The 15,227-nt window shown below is 49.0% G+C and carries 12 protein-coding genes; all 12 read left to right on the forward strand.

Annotated features, from left to right (window positions below; translation table 11 throughout):
* Position 1 precedes the first annotated feature (1 nt).
* The 12 genes from C7R94_RS07775 (at position 2) to accB (ending at position 15,220) form a co-directional block, all read left to right on the forward strand.
* Entirely contained in the window at positions 2-946 is a 945-nt protein-coding gene (locus tag C7R94_RS07775) for an ABC transporter permease (protein ID WP_106779666.1), read from the forward strand.
* Between the two features lie 28 nt (positions 947-974).
* The gene (locus C7R94_RS07780) at positions 975-1,994 is read left to right on the forward strand and encodes an ABC transporter ATP-binding protein (RefSeq protein WP_047069171.1); all 1,020 of its coding nucleotides are present in this window, start codon (positions 975-977) and stop codon (positions 1,992-1,994) included.
* Positions 1,995-2,942 carry an ABC transporter ATP-binding protein gene (locus C7R94_RS07785; protein ID WP_106779668.1) on the forward strand — a complete coding sequence of 316 codons (948 nt, stop codon included), beginning with the start codon at positions 1,995-1,997 and terminating at the stop codon, positions 2,940-2,942.
* A gap of 36 nt (positions 2,943-2,978) precedes the next feature.
* Positions 2,979-4,607, forward strand: a complete 1,629-nt coding sequence (locus tag C7R94_RS07790) for a peptide ABC transporter substrate-binding protein (RefSeq protein ID WP_106779670.1) — start codon at positions 2,979-2,981, stop codon at positions 4,605-4,607.
* 80 nt (positions 4,608-4,687) lie between these two features.
* Positions 4,688-6,490 carry a S9 family peptidase gene (locus C7R94_RS07795; protein ID WP_106779672.1) on the forward strand — a complete coding sequence of 601 codons (1,803 nt, stop codon included), beginning with the start codon at positions 4,688-4,690 and terminating at the stop codon, positions 6,488-6,490.
* A gap of 5 nt (positions 6,491-6,495) precedes the next feature.
* Positions 6,496-8,529, forward strand: a complete 2,034-nt coding sequence (locus C7R94_RS07800) for a S9 family peptidase (RefSeq protein WP_106779674.1) — start codon at positions 6,496-6,498, stop codon at positions 8,527-8,529.
* A 14-nt stretch (positions 8,530-8,543) separates the two neighbouring features.
* A complete protein-coding gene (locus C7R94_RS07805; RefSeq protein ID WP_106779677.1) occupies positions 8,544-9,923 on the forward strand; it encodes a M20/M25/M40 family metallo-hydrolase in 1,380 nt (459 codons plus the stop codon).
* A gap of 173 nt (positions 9,924-10,096) precedes the next feature.
* Entirely contained in the window at positions 10,097-11,068 is a 972-nt protein-coding gene (gene msrA, locus C7R94_RS07810) for a peptide-methionine (S)-S-oxide reductase MsrA (RefSeq protein WP_106779680.1), read from the forward strand.
* 96 nt (positions 11,069-11,164) lie between these two features.
* Positions 11,165-12,742 (forward strand): glutathione ABC transporter substrate-binding protein, encoded by a 1,578-nt coding sequence (locus C7R94_RS07815; RefSeq protein WP_106779682.1) that lies wholly within the window; start codon positions 11,165-11,167, stop codon positions 12,740-12,742.
* A gap of 96 nt (positions 12,743-12,838) precedes the next feature.
* Entirely contained in the window at positions 12,839-13,741 is a 903-nt protein-coding gene (locus C7R94_RS07820) for a M15 family metallopeptidase (protein ID WP_106779684.1), read from the forward strand.
* Between the two features lie 80 nt (positions 13,742-13,821).
* On the forward strand, positions 13,822-14,469 hold the full coding sequence (locus C7R94_RS07825) for a TetR/AcrR family transcriptional regulator (RefSeq protein WP_197245082.1): 648 nt from the start codon (positions 13,822-13,824) through the stop codon (positions 14,467-14,469).
* 235 nt (positions 14,470-14,704) lie between these two features.
* On the forward strand, positions 14,705-15,220 hold the full coding sequence (accB, locus tag C7R94_RS07830) for an acetyl-CoA carboxylase biotin carboxyl carrier protein (protein WP_106779689.1): 516 nt from the start codon (positions 14,705-14,707) through the stop codon (positions 15,218-15,220).
* The last annotated feature ends 7 nt before the right edge of the window (positions 15,221-15,227 follow it).

Below are 15,227 nucleotides of genomic sequence, written 5' to 3' on the forward strand. Positions count from 1 at the left end.
AATGGCGGTAGATCAATCAGTAAATGAGTTGTTTCGACCTAAAGCTCAAAAAGCAGATGGACAGATCGCCCAGATGCGACCGAGCCTGACTCATTTTCAACAAGTAACGAGAAAGCTCGTCAGAAACAAGCTGGCCATGGTGGGTTTGACCCTGATTGTTTTGCTGATTGCCATGGCGATCATTGGACCACATCTCGTTCCGTACAGCTATTCCGATCAGAGTCTCTTGAATGCGAATCAGGAAATTTCGAGCGAGCATTGGTTTGGAACAGATGAGCTGGGTCGCGACATGTTTTCACGGACTTGGTACGGAGCGCAGATTTCACTTATTATCGGAATATCGGCAGCGTTAATTGACTTGATCATCGGAGTGACCGTCGGCGGTATTGCCGGATACATGGCCGGTCGAGGCAAAAAGGGAGACCGAATCGATACCATTATCATGCGATTGATCGAGGTTTTGTACGGACTGCCATACCTGCTCGTGGTGATCATGCTGATGGTTGTCATGGAGCCTGGAATTGTTACTATCATCATCGCGTTGTCCGCAACCGGTTGGGTAGGGATGGCTCGTCTCGTTCGAGGACAAATCCTGCAATTGAAAAACCAGGAGTTCATCATGGCTGCGCAAGTGCTGGGTGCCAAATTCCCTCGCATTCTGTTACGCCACCTGATTCCGAATACCATCGGAGTCATCATCGTGAACTTGACGTTTACCATTCCGTCGGCGATATTTGCAGAATCTTTCCTCAGTTTTTTGGGCTTGGGTGTGCAAGCGCCAATCGCTAGCTGGGGCACGATGACAAACGATGCACTCGGCGTCATTTTGACAGGGGATTGGTGGAGACTTTTCTTCCCGGCCTTGATGATTTCTTTGACGATGTTTGCTTTCAACGTTTTTGGTGATGGCTTGCAGGACGCATTGGACCCAAGAATTCGCGAGTAACCACGCCACGAAGATAGGAGGATCAGACATGGCGGATCATTTGCTACAAGTAGAAAACCTCCGCGTACATTTCAAAACGTACGGTGGAGAGGTACAGGCTGTACGGGGAGTTACCTTTCATGTTGATCGTGGCGAGACGCTTGCGGTAGTGGGAGAGAGCGGCTGTGGAAAGAGTGTAACCGCCCAAGCGATCATGGGCTTGATCCCGAACCCGCCGGGAAGAATCGTGGATGGTCAGATTCGTTTTGACGGAAAGGTCATCACGGGGATGAGTAAGAAGGAATTACTTTCGGTTCGTGGAGCTGAGATCGGGATGGTCTTCCAGGACCCGATGACGGCACTGAACCCGACGATGAAGGTCGGAGCCCAAATCGTCGAGGGATTTGTTCGTACCCAGCAGGTCAGCAAAGAAGAGGCACGGAAAAAAGCGATGGAGATGCTTCGATTGGTCGGTATCCCCGATCCGGAGAAACGGGTTGATCAATACCCGCATGAGTTTTCCGGGGGAATGCGGCAACGTGTCGTCATCGCGATTGCACTCGCCAATAATCCAAAGCTCGTCATAGCAGATGAACCGACGACAGCATTGGATGTAACGATTCAAGCACAAATCTTGGACTTGCTTCGAGAATTGCAAGAAAAGCAGCAGCTCTCCATCGTGATGATTACACATGACTTGGGTGTCGTAGCCGAAATCGCGCATCGGGCCGTGGTCATGTATGCAGGAATTGTGGTGGAAACAGGCAAGGTAGAGGATATTTTCGCAAATCCGAAGCATCCGTACACATGGGGCTTGATGCGCTCTCTGCCGCGGATCGATGGTGTGGAAAAGGAACGCCTGGTACCGATTGAGGGAACGCCGCCAGATTTATTTCACCCACCAAAAGGTTGTCCGTTCGCTCCGCGTTGTCAGTTTGCGATGGAGATATGCGAGCAGCAAATGCCGGAAGCTTCCACATTCACTGAGGGTCATCAAGCTGCATGCTGGCTACATGATCCACGGGCACCGAAGCTGGAAGAACTGGTGGCAGCAGGGAGGCAGACGTAGATGAGCCAAGCGTTGGTTGAAGTCAGAAATCTAAAAAAGCATTTTGAAATCGGTAATGGAGTTACGCTAAAGGCGGTCGACGGCGTTACCTTCACGATTAATCGCGGCGAGACGCTTGGGTTAGTAGGAGAGAGTGGCTGCGGTAAGTCGACGTTGGGCAGAACGATGATTCGTCTCTATGAAAATACAGATGGAGAAGTTTTATTCAAAGGTAAAAATGCACACCGCTTAAAAGGGAAAGAGGCAGAGCAGTTTCACCGAGACGTCCAAATGATTTTTCAAGACCCGCAAGCAAGTTTGAATCCGCGCATGACCGTCATGGACATTATTGCAGAGGGGTTGGATATTCACGGCCTGTCTCGTGGCGCAAGAGCGGATCGGGTCAAAGAATTGCTGGAGCTGGTTGGTTTGTCGAAGGAACATGCGAACCGATTCCCCCATGAATTCAGCGGAGGCCAAAGGCAGCGGATCGGGATTGCCCGGGCACTTGCGGTCGAGCCGGAATTTATCATCGCAGATGAACCGATTTCGGCGCTTGATGTGTCGATCCAAGCGCAGGTCGTGAATCTTTTGGAAGACTTGCAGCAGGACAGGGGGCTGACTTACTTGTTTATTGCCCACGATCTGTCCATGGTGAAGCACATTTCTACTCGAATCGGAGTGATGTACCTCGGCAAAATGGTAGAAATGGCAAACAGCTTCGAGCTGTACGCAAAGCCGCTTCATCCATATACACAAGCGTTATTGTCCTCGATTCCGATTCCTGATCCGACGATCAAGCGGGAGCGCATCATTTTGCAGGGCGATTTGCCGAGTCCTGCCAACGCTCCAAGCGGTTGTGTTTTCCGAACAAGATGCCCAAAGGCCATGGAGCAATGCGCAGCACAGGTTCCTGAATGGCAGGAAGCCGCACCGAACCATTGGGTTGCTTGTCATCTCTATCAGTAGTTCGATTTTCAATCTTAAAATATAGGGGGAAACAACGTGAAGAAAATAGCTGCCTTTGCCCTGTCACTCTCGCTCGTCATTCCGGCTCTGGCTGGATGCGGCGGTAGTGGTGAGTCAGCATCGACTGGAGGTACCACTATCCCAGGCGCTGCTGTCAAACAAGAAGTTGTGTTCAATGCCAAGTCTGAGCCGCCAGACTTGAACCCGCTCACCTCGACGGATACCACGTCCTTCTGGATCATGGATCACTTGGGGGAAGGCTTGTACACCAAGGATAAGGACGGCAATCCGATCCTGGGACAAGCCAAGGAAGTGAAGCTGTCGGATGACAAGCTGAAGTACACGTTCATTTTGCGCGATGATGTGAAATGGACCAACGGCGAGCCAGTGACAGCCGAGGATTTTGCTTACACGTATATGAAGCATCTGGATCCAGCAACTGCTTCGACTACGGCTTACTTGCTCTATTACATTAAAGGAGCAGAGGCTTACAACAAGGGCACAGGAAAAGCAGAAGATGTGGGCATCAAGGCCGTGGATGCAAAAACGCTCGAAATCGAGCTGGTTGCTCCTACGTCGTACTTTGACAAAATGCTGGCTACCCGTTACTGGCACCCAATCAACAAGAAGCAGGCAGAAGCCACTCCAAAATGGGCAGCAAATGCAGATACCTACATCTCTAACGGTGCTTACAAGCTCGTATCCTGGAAGCACGACTCTGAGCTCGTTATCGAAAAGAACGAGCATTATTGGAACAAAGCGGACGTAAAAATGGAGAAGATCACTTGGAAAATGGTGAATGACGCCACGACTGCTTATCAGATGTACAAGAGCGGTGAGCTCGACTTCAACAAAGAGATGCCATCTGACATCCTCGCCCAAGAAAAATCGAGTCCAGACTTTAAATCCGTTCCTTACTACGGTACCTATATGTACATGTTTAACGTAACGAAAGAGCCATTTACGAATAAAAAAGTTCGTAAAGCATTCGCCATGTCGCTTGACCGTAATGCCCTGTCAGAAATGGTTAGCCAAGGTGGAGAGACACCAGCTTATTCTATGGTTCCGCGTGGAGCGATGCAACCAAACGGAAAAGACTTCCGCGAAGAGGGCGGAGACTATTTCAAAGAAGATTACGAAGCAGCGAAGAAGTTGCTGGCTGAAGGTATGCAAGAAGAAGGCTGGTCCACACTTCCAGAAGTTACACTCATGTACAACACCGATGAAAGCCACAAGAAAATAGCGCAAGCGATCCAAGAAATGCTCAAGAAAAATTTGGGCGTAGAAGTGAAAATGACAAACCAAGAGTGGAAAGTATATCTGGATACAACGAAACAAAAGAACTACCAAATGGGCCGTATGGGCTGGGTAGGTCAAATCAACGACCCTGCGTTTAACCTTGACTACTATTTGGGTGAAAGTCCGAACAACCGTACTGGTTGGGTGAACAAAGAGTATGATCAGTTGAATATGGCGGCAAAAGTTGAGCAAGACCCGAACAAGCGTATGGAATTGCTTCACCAGGCAGAAGCCATTTTGATGGATGAAATGCCGTTCATTCCAGTTTACCACTACCAGCAAAACTATTTGGTGAAACCGAATCTGGAAGGGCTCACTTATCCAGTTAACGCGTTCCCAAGCGCTCGCTGGGCAACAAAAAAATAGGAAAAAAGAGGAGCTTCTCCTCTTTTTTCTCTTTACATACTCCAACGAGCATCTAGCAAATGAGGGAAGGATGATTTCTCGTGATTTTGGACTATCTGCAAGTGAAATCCGCGTATCAGTTGAAGGTGGTACCGCAGCGTAGAGAGATTACCTTTTTAACGAAGCTGACAGGCATCGCGCAGTTGTGGCGCTGGAATGAAGAGTCCAACCGCTCGGAGCAAGTGACCTTTTTCCCTGATCGAGTAGTAGAAGTTGACCATTCTCCGTGTGGAACGAAAACGATTGTCGGTATGGACAACAAGGGAGATGAGCGGCAGCAGTTCTTTTTGCTAACAGAAAATGGAGCAGTTGTGAAACCGTTGACGGACGCTCCTGCTTATTTTCACTATTTGGGTGGCTGGTCACCTTGTGGGCAAAAGATCGCGTGGTCCAGCAATCGTCGGAATCCGCGTAGCTTTGATATTTTTGTACAGGATGTCGAGAGCGGTGCGTATGAAGAAGTCTTCCGTTATGATGGGCGCACAGATCCAATTTGCTGGCTGCCAGACGGGACAGGACTCATTTTCAGCGTGCAGGAGACCAACATTGACAATTGCCTGTATTTGTTGAATCTGCAAACGAAGGAAGCACGAAAGCTCGCCATTTGCAGCAAACATGCGCGCTACCATTCCTTGGTACTGTCTATAGACGGCCAAACGGGATATCTCGTAACTGACCGCGATGAAAACACGAAAGCGTTGTGCCGCTTTTCACTGCATACAGGACAGCTGAACAAACTGGTGCACGACCCAAAATGGGACATTGAGGTTGCCAAATTATCTCCCGACGAGAGACTGCTTGCCTTTACGATCAATGAAGGAGGCTATTCTGCTCTTGCTCTCTATTCCTTGACAGAGCAACGCTGGGAGCGGGTGGAGGAAGCGCCACGTGGAGTGATCTCTTCTTTGGCGTGGGTGGATGATGATCAGCTCGCTTTTACACTGAAAAGTCCTGCACTTCCAGGCGACATCTGGACGTACACCATTTCGGAGAAAACAAGCAGGCGTGTGACGAACATTGGTCAATCTGATGCTCTGGAGGATAAACTCATCGAGCCGGAATTGTGCACCTTTCACTCTTTTGATGGCTTGGAAGTTACGTATTTCCTTTATGCCAAAGATGCATCTGAACATTCTGAGAAAAAACCGGTCGTCGTCTACGTCCATGGCGGTCCAGAGAGCCAAATTCGCCCGGAATATCATCCCGTTTTTCAATTTTTAGCGAACGAAGGCTTTACAGTGGTAGCACCGAATGTTCGCGGCAGCATGGGCTACGGTCGGGAATATGTCCAACTCGATGATCGCCGCAAGCGGATGGATTCTGTAGCAGATTTGGCTTGGCTGGTCAAAGATTTACGCAACCGCCCAAGCGTTGACCCGAATGCGATCGGCATTATGGGCCGCAGTTACGGAGGCTTCATGACATTGGCTGCGCTTACGCATTACCCTGATCTGTGGGCCGCGGGTGTTGATATTGTCGGGATTTCCCACTTCAAAACCTTTCTGGAGAACACCGGCGCATGGAGAAGGAGATTGCGTGAGGTGGAGTACGGGTTCCTCGGCGAAGACGATGACTTTTTTGAAGAAATTGCTCCTTTGAATCATTCCCATAAGATCACGGCTCCGCTTCTCGTATTCCATGGGCGCAATGATACGCGTGTTCCTGTCAGCGAAGCAGAACAGCTTGTAGCAGACATGAGAGGCAGGGGACAAGAAGTCGATTTGCACATTTTTGAGGATGAAGGTCACTTTACCGAAAAACTGGACAATCACATCACGTTGAATCAAAAAATTTCCCAGTTCTTCTTGGAGAAGCTTGGATCCACCAATAAAATCGAGGAGTGAGTAGCATGACGCAAGCAAAAAGAGGCATAACGGCTGAAGATTTGTATCAAATGCGGTACGCGAGCGATCCGCAGCTATCACCGGACGGAAAAACGCTTGCCTATGTGGAAAATCAAATCGATGAGTCCCACGCATACCAAAATCACTTGTATTTACGCAGATTGGATGTAGACGATCCACAGCCTTTAACTTCTGGCTTCCGCGACACCTTTCCGCGCTGGTCGCCGGATGGTTCTAAGATTAGCTTTGTCTCGAATCGATCTGGAAAACCACAAATTTGGCTGATCGATGCTAACGGAGGGGAAGCAAGGCAGCTCACGTGTTGCAAAAACGGCGTCAGTAACCCGATTTGGTCACCTGATGGCAAATACATTGTCTTTTCGTCGATCCTGGATGAGGGGGAAACATTCGCAGACCAGGAGGGAACCGAGGAAAAAGGAAATGCCAAAGCTATTCATGTCGGAAGATTAAAGTACAAATCCGATGATCTCGGGTTTATTTATGAGAAAAACAAGCAGTTGGCCATTGCTCATGTAGAAACAGGCGAGGTTACGCCACTCAGCGATGGCCCATACAACCATACGATTGGCTCCTGGTCTCCGGATGGAAAATGGCTCGCGATTACGGCGAACCGAGCAGAAGACCCTGATTTTCAGCATAGTGTTGACGTTTTTCTCATCCCTTTTGAAGGGGGAGAATGGAAAAAGCTGACCAACAGCAAAGGGATTTTTGCCTATCCAACCTGGTCAAACGACGGTAAGAAGCTAGCGTATATCGGAAGTGAATTGGATACGCATTTGTACGCAGCACAGAAGCGCATCTGGGTATATGATTTTGAAAACGGCGACTATACGTGCATCACAGCGGATTGGGATGTACAGGTTGGCGATTCCACCATCGGAGACATGCGCTCGCCTGGTCACCCCAACCCAGGTGCTGTATGGACAGCGGACGGAAAAGGCATGTATTTTATCGCAAGCGAACGAGGAAATTCCGGCATTTATCACGTGACATTGGACGGACAAGTCACGCATGTCGTAGCGGGGAACCGGAATATTTACGGCTTTTCGCTGCATGAAAACGAACAAACGGTGGTTGCTGCTATCAGTGACCCGTTTACGCCAGGTGACTTGTATCAAGTAAGTCTGAAGGACGGGGAAGAAAAACGTTTGACAGCACTGAACAAAGAGCTATTTGCGGGCATGGAGCTCCCGGTTCCAGAAGAAATCGAGTTTGTCGCAAAGGATGGCTGGAAGCTGCACGGCTGGATGCTCAAGCCTGTCGGTTTTGAAGAAGGAAAAAAATACCCGATGGTTCTGCAAATTCATGGCGGGCCTCATTCCATGTATGGAAATACGTTTTTCCACGAGTTCCAGCTGCTCGCTGCAAAAGGCTACGCCGTACTCTATACGAATCCGAGAGGGAGCTTTGGCTACGGAGAGCGTTTTGTTCAGGCGTGCTGCGGTGACTATGGCGGGAACGATTACCGCGATTTGATGACGGCTGTGCAATTTGCATGCGATCATTTCGATTTTGTCGATGAGGACCGCTTGGGTGTCGCAGGGGGCAGCTACGGTGGCTTCATGACGAACTGGATCGTCGGTAAAACCAATCGATTCAAAGCCGGAGTAACCGATCGGAGTATTTGCAACTGGGTAAGCTTTTACGGTGTCAGTGATATCGGGTATTTCTTCACTGCCGAAGAGATTCAGGCAAATCCATTCACGAATCCAGAAAAAATGTGGCAGCATTCACCGATTCGCTTGGTAGAGAACATCGAGACGCCTCTGCTGATCATGCATGGAGAACATGACTACCGTTGCCCGATCGAACAGGCCGAGCAGCTATATGTAACATTGAAGCATCAAGGCAAGGCTCCGGTATCGTTTGTCCGTTTCCCGGGTGCCAGTCATGAGCTTTCCCGCAGTGGTGATCCTGAGCAACGTGTGTTGAGACTGCAATATACGACAGATTGGTTTGACAGTTATTTGGTTGTACACCAAAAAGAGAAAGTCGAAAAGCCATGTAAATGCCAGTAGGAGGTGCCCGAATCGTGAACAAAGAACAAGTTATAGGCATCGTGCAAGAAAATTTGCCGCATGCAATCGAGAAGCTGAAGCAATATTTGCGTTTTCCTACCGTATCCGCACAGCATAAGGCCATCCCAGAGACGGTTGAATACGTGGTCAAGATGATTCATGAGGTTGGCGGTGAGACAAAGGTACTCGATAATCTCGGGGGCAATCCAGTGGTGTATGCGTTTTTTGCAGCAGGCAGTGAGGGAGACGCCAGCAAAACGATCCTGTTTTACGATCACTACGATGTTCAACCACCTGAACCGTTTGATGAGTGGAACACGGAGCCGTTCGACCCGACGATCATCGATGGAAAGCTGTATGCGCGTGGGGCTGCCGACAATAAAGGTGATCTCGTCGCACGTCTGACGGCGATTCAGATTTTGCAGCAGCAAGCGGGCGGTTTGCCTTGCAACATCAAGTTTCTGATCGAAGGAGAAGAAGAGATCGGCAGCCCGAATCTGGAGCCATATCTTCGAGCGTACAAGGAGCTTTTCCAGGCGGATGCCTGCATTTGGGAATTCGGTGGAAAGGACGAAAATGAGCGAATCAGCATGGTTGCCGGGATCAAAGGAATGGCCTACCTTGAGCTGACCTGCGTAGGGGCAGATATCGACATGCACTCCTCTGTCGGTGCCTATGTAGACAATGCAGCATGGCGCCTCGTACAGGCATTGGCGACGATGAAGAATCAGCAAAACGAGATTTTGGTCGAAGGCTTCTTCGATGGGATCGAGGAACCGACAGCGGATGAAAAGAAAGTCGTTTCCGAATTGCCGTTCAGTGAAGAGGCGACAGCAGCACTATACGGCTTGAAACGCCCACTGATTACCGCTTCAAACAACGTGGACCCGAGAGAAGCTATGGTATTCCACCCGACCATGACCATTTGCGGTCTGGATAGCGGCTATACAGGAGAGGGCGCGAAGACGGTGCTGCCGAAAAGCGCGAAGGCCAAGCTGGATTGCCGCCTTGTCCCAGGACAAGATCCACAGCACATCATGAAATGCATCGAGAATCATTTGGAGAAGCATGGTTTTACGGATATTACCGTCACCATGATCAACGGACAGAAAGCGTATCGCTCCGATTTCCACCATCCATTTGTTGCTCATGTACTAGATACGGCTCGCGTCATATATGATCATGAACCCGTGCTTTCGCCAAACGCGGCAGGTACAGGTCCGATGTATATTTTTGGTGAACAGCTGAAGCTTCCTGTCGTCAGTACAGGGGTAGGCTGGGTTGGCTGCAAAGTACATGCGCCGAACGAATCTATCCGTTTGAAAGACTTCGAGGAAGGAATTGCCCATATGGTTGTCATGCTCTCTGGGTTTGCCAAAGCCCTGTCAGAGTAGCAGCATACGAGTAAAGGATTATGCAATCTGATAGCGAAAAAGGGGCCTTTCTTATAAAAAGGTCTCCTTTTTTATTTGGAACCCCTCGCAGCACTTCTAGAGTGGACTTTGCTTTTGCAAACCATGTACAATCGTAGATAATAGTGTACATACATTTAGAGGAGGCGAAAAGCGTGAACAGCGATACACATCCATTCGAAATCGCAACCTTTGCTGGCGGATGCTTCTGGTGCATGGTCAGTCCGTTTGACAAGATGCCAGGCATTCAAAAAGTCGTCTCCGGCTATACAGGCGGTCATGTCGAAAACCCAACCTATGAACAGGTATGCTCTGATACGACGGGACACTATGAAGCTGTCCAAATCACATATGATCCGTCCCTCATCTCATACGACGAATTGCTGCAAATGTTTTGGAGACAAATCGACCCGACAGACGCTGGTGGTCAATTTGGTGACCGAGGTCAATCGTATGCGCCGGCGATCTTCTATCATAATGAAGAGCAAGAAAGGCTTGCGCAAAAATCCAAGCAAGAGCTGGAAGCGAGCGGTCGTTTCCAAAAGCCCATTGCAACGCTGATTTTGCCGGCCAAACCGTTCTATCCGGCGGAGGAGTATCATCAGGACTACTATAAGAAAAATCCGGTTCGCTACCAATACTACCGCGCGGCATCAGGCAGAGCGAAATTCACCAAGGAAGCATGGCGCGACCGTGCGAAGCAAGAAGAATTGAAAAAAATCTTGACCCCGCTCCAGTACGAGGTCACGCAAAATAACGGGACAGAACGTCCGTTTACGAACGAATTCTGGGATCACAAAGAAGAGGGCATCTACGTTGACATCGTCTCCAACGAGCCTTTGTTCAGTTCCTTGGACAAGTTCGATTCCGGTTGCGGGTGGCCATCCTTCACCAAGCCATTGCAGGAGGAAAACGTAACCGAGCATGTGGATTTGACACATAATATGATTCGCACAGAGGTTCGCAGCAAAGAAGCAGATTCTCATCTCGGCCACGTTTTCGAGGACGGTCCAGGAGAAAATGGATTGCGCTACTGCATCAATTCAGCCGCATTGCGCTTTATTCCGAAGGATCGTTTGGAAGAAGAAGGCTTCGGGGGGTATAAGCGATTGTTTGAAAAAGAATAAAGTGTGGACCGCTGCTCTCCGGGAAACATGGGAGAAGGGCGGTCTTTTTGCTAGACATACAACGAGGGAAACATAAGAGCATGCAGGGAGGGTCCAATGTACACACAGACATCCTTACACAGACGAATTGGACTGTTACTCGCAGCACTCATGACCATAGCAGGCTGTTCTTTCGGTCAAGAGCCTTCTCACAACAACCAAATCGTACCGACACCGCAAAACGTTGCTGAGGGTGGCACGTTAATCATTGCACGTATGTCGGATGCAGCCAATCTCGATCCCCATTTTATTTTGACGATTAATGAGGCGAGTGTCGTCCAAGGAAAAGTGTATGAGGGGCTCGTCAAACGTGATCGGAACATGAATATTCAGCCACAGCTCGCGACGGCATGGGAACAAATCGATGATCTTACTTGGGAGTTTACTCTCCGACAAGGCGTTATTTTTCACGATGGGACCCCCTTTCATGCACAGGCAGTCAAGAAAACATTTGATCGCGTATTAAATCCAGCGGTGGCTTCTCCTCGAGCAGCGATGTTCGAAAAAGTAAAGCAGGTTAGGGTCATCAATCCGTACAGAGTGCAATTCATTCTTCATAAGCCATTTGCGCCTTTGCTTTCTATTTTGGCCAGTCACGAGGGGAGCATCCTCAGCCCTACTGCAATCGATAAATACGGACGGGAATTATCGCAGCACCCGGTTGGTACTGGCCCTTATCAGTTCCAATCATGGGAGCATGGCAGTCAAATTACGTTGAGCAAAAACCATTCCTATTGGGGTGAAGCCGCTACGCTTGATCATGTCGTCTTCAAGGTTGTTCCGGATGGTGCGGCTCGCATCGCGATGGTAGAGAAGGGAGAAGCACATGTCGCGGAGTCCATCCCTGTCATGGAGCTGGATCGAATTCAAGCCTCCAACCAGATGCGCGTGTACCGCAGTGATGCGCTCGGGACGGAGTTTATCGGGTTTAATGTATCACGTCCACCACTGAACGATATCCGTGTGAGGAAAGCCATCAGTATGGCGATCGAGACGGGAGCGATCATTAAAGGGGTGTATAACAACGTGGGAACAAAGGCGAATTCCCCGATGGGACCGCATGTGTTCGGCTACAGTCCAACTGTGAAAAGCTACCCGTACGACATCAACCAATCGCGTCGGTTGCTCACAGAGGCAGGCTATCCAGATGGTTTTCCTATTCAAATGATTACCTTCAATAGACAGGATCGAATCTTGGTTGCCCAAGTGATACGGTCGCAATTAAAAGGGATCGGCATAGACGCGGAGCTAAAAGTCGTCAGCTACGATGAGTTTGTCCGAACCATTGAGCAAACGAAGGATCATGAGATTTTTGTCAGTGGCTGGGCAAATGCAACTGGGGATGCCGACTACAATCAGTACAATCTGTTTCATACATCGGGTGGCGGGGCGGGCAACAGCTTTCAATACAGCAATCCCGAGCTGGATCGTCTCATCGAGGCTGGTCGTATCGAAACAGATCCGGCCAAAAGACTTGCCATCTACGCAAAGGCACAAGAAGTGGAGCTGCAAGACGCTTTGGTTGTTCCGATTCGCAATCTGGAGAATTTGGCTGTGATCAGCAACCGTATTCAGGGCTTCTCCATCAGTCCAGCGGGTTATCTGAATCTCGATCAGGTCGTGATTTCTCAATAAAACATGTAACGAAAAGCCGGTCAATTATGTCATAATAGGTACGTACTTTTATTACCTACATAATTGGATCAGCTCCCAAACGAAAGGAACGTTACAATGAGAAGTTTTCGAAACCGGCTTTTGCATCCACTCGTGCTCGTAACGGCAATGACATTTGTGTTGTCTGGATGTAACAGTATAGCTGCTCCTCAAGAATCACAGACACCACCATCCGTGGAGACACCAACTCCTCCAAAGAAGGAAGAAGCGAAGCCAAAGGAGGAGACAACGCCTCCACCTGCTGAAACACCAAAGCAAGAACAACCGGAGCAACCCCAGAAAGCGAAGCCAACGGAAACGAAACCGGCAGAAAAGCCGCCAGCGGGTCAGCCGCCTGAGCTGTTGTTCCCGGACATCGAGGTCGTGGGTGAGCCTGAGAGTATTGCTGTACTGGTGAACAAACAGCGCAAGCTTCCGGAGAACTATCAGCCAAATGATTTAGTGTTCCCAAATGTTCCTTACTTGCTCCCAGAAAAGAGCGAGAAACGAAAAATGCGCAAAGAAGCAGCGGGTGCGCTTGAGCAGTTATTTGCGGCAGCCCAGGCTGATGGTGTTCAGTTGGCGGGCGTTTCTGCCTATCGCTCCCACGCCTACCAGAAAGCGCTGTTTAATCGATATGTAAAAAAAGACGGGGTAGAGAAGGCACGGACTTACAGTGCAGTTCCTGGGACGAGTGAGCATGAGACGGGACTCGCGATTGACGTCTCTGGTAAGGATGGCAAATGCGCAGCAACGAGCTGCTTTGCCGGAACCAAGGAAGCGAAGTGGCTGGATGAAAACGTCGAGAAGTTTGGATTTATCATTCGCTACCCAGAGGGAAAAGACGCGATTACGGGTTATATTTATGAGCCGTGGCATTTGCGCTATGTAGGTGTCGAGATCGCGCAAGAAATCGGAGAAAAAGGGATTACGCTCGAAGAATATTCAGGTGCTGTACCTGTTTCCACACCAACGAATTAAAGAAGCAACGCCGATCTCTTACCGAAGAGAATCGGCGTTTTTGCTAGGCAGTTATGCTATAATGTTCACGGGTGAAGATAATGGTCGAAAAATCAATCAGAGAACGTATTATTGAAACATCCATGCGCTTGTTTGAAGCAAATGGCTACCACAAAGTGACTGTGGATCAAATTGTGAAAGAAAGCGGCACGTCAAAGGGAGGATTCTATCACAACTTCAAATCAAAAGATGAACTCCTCTACATCATTCATGATCAATTCATTACGTATGTGCTGGAGAAAGCAGAGGAAGCTTACGAGAAGTGGGATACCCCGACAGAACGACTGCAGGCCATCGTAAAATCCTTCGTCATGATGATTGATCTGTACCGCTCTCAGGTTACGATTTTTTATCAGGAAAGCTTGTTTTTAGCTCCGGAGTACTACACGGATATTGAGACGAAACGGGATCGCTATAAAAAAATTATGTTCACCGTCATTTCGGACGGGATCGAATCGGGTGAGTTCCGCCCGGAGCTGCCCGTGCCGATTGTGTCCATGGCTATTTTTGGCATGGTGAACTGGATTTACAAATGGTATCAAAAGTCAGGGACGTACTCGATCGAGCAAATCGCGGAGATTTATGCAGATATGGTTCTTCATTCCGTTTTGAAATCAGAATCGATGGAAAACCCGGCCTTTCAGCGTTTTTTCCTGCAATCACAAGAAAATCCCTTCAAGTCATTGTAGGGGGCTAACAAGGATCATGCGGCTACACTCAAGCTTTTCGATAGGAGACAGGGGCATAGTCGCTTGATGGTCCCATCTAAAATAACAAGGTCAGACCAACTAGTTGGTCTGTACTAGTATTCTGACATTTGTTATAATATCGAAAAGACCAACTGGTCGGTCTTGCACAATCACCACAGACCAACTAGTCGGTTCGGAGATTGTGTAGTCAGATTCGGATTAGGGAGGAATAGTCGTGCTTACCATTTACGAATTACGAGAACTTGTAAAGCTATTGGAGCAGACGGACATAGAATCTTTTGAGGTAAATGACGAAGATTCTTCTTTGCGTATCAAACGAAGAAATGGGAATCAAGTCACAGCCCTACATCAGCCCCCCGTACAAACCAAAAGCGCGCCAATCTTGACGGCGGCACCCGCTGTTCTTTTGCCTAAAAAAGAAACGATTGAGCGCCCGGTCGCAACCGTTCCAGTGGAAGTACCTCAGAAATCGGGGGAAGTGACAGAAAACTTGTACAAAATTACTTCACCTATGGTCGGAACCTTCTATGCAGCACCTGCCGTTGACGCAGCACCATACGTATCCGTAAATGATCGGGTAGAGCCAACTACCATTGTCTGTATTGTCGAAGCCATGAAGCTGTTTAACGAGATTGAAGCAGAAGTAAAAGGAGAGATTGTCCAGGTTTTGGTGGAAAACGGTCAGCTGGTCGAGCATGGACAGCCGTTATTCCTGGTGAAGCAAGCGTAATGGAGCA

Source organism: Brevibacillus sp. NRRL NRS-603, assembly GCF_003013445.1.
In the GTDB taxonomy this organism is placed as follows: domain Bacteria; phylum Bacillota; class Bacilli; order Brevibacillales; family Brevibacillaceae; genus Brevibacillus; species Brevibacillus formosus.

Bases quoted from the DNA above. Each gene is read 5' to 3' on its own strand.
- C7R94_RS07775 (WP_106779666.1), top strand. From the start codon at position 2: ATGGCGGTAGATCAATCAGTAAATGAGTTGTTTCGACCTAAAGCTCAA.
- C7R94_RS07780 (WP_047069171.1), top strand. From the start codon at position 975: ATGGCGGATCATTTGCTACAAGTAGAAAACCTCCGCGTACATTTCAAA.
- C7R94_RS07785 (WP_106779668.1), top strand. From the start codon at position 1,995: ATGAGCCAAGCGTTGGTTGAAGTCAGAAATCTAAAAAAGCATTTTGAA.
- C7R94_RS07800 (WP_106779674.1), top strand. From the start codon at position 6,496: ATGACGCAAGCAAAAAGAGGCATAACGGCTGAAGATTTGTATCAAATG.
- C7R94_RS07815 (WP_106779682.1), top strand. From the start codon at position 11,165: ATGTACACACAGACATCCTTACACAGACGAATTGGACTGTTACTCGCA.
- C7R94_RS07820 (WP_106779684.1), top strand. From the start codon at position 12,839: ATGAGAAGTTTTCGAAACCGGCTTTTGCATCCACTCGTGCTCGTAACG.
- C7R94_RS07825 (WP_197245082.1), top strand. From the start codon at position 13,822: ATGGTCGAAAAATCAATCAGAGAACGTATTATTGAAACATCCATGCGC.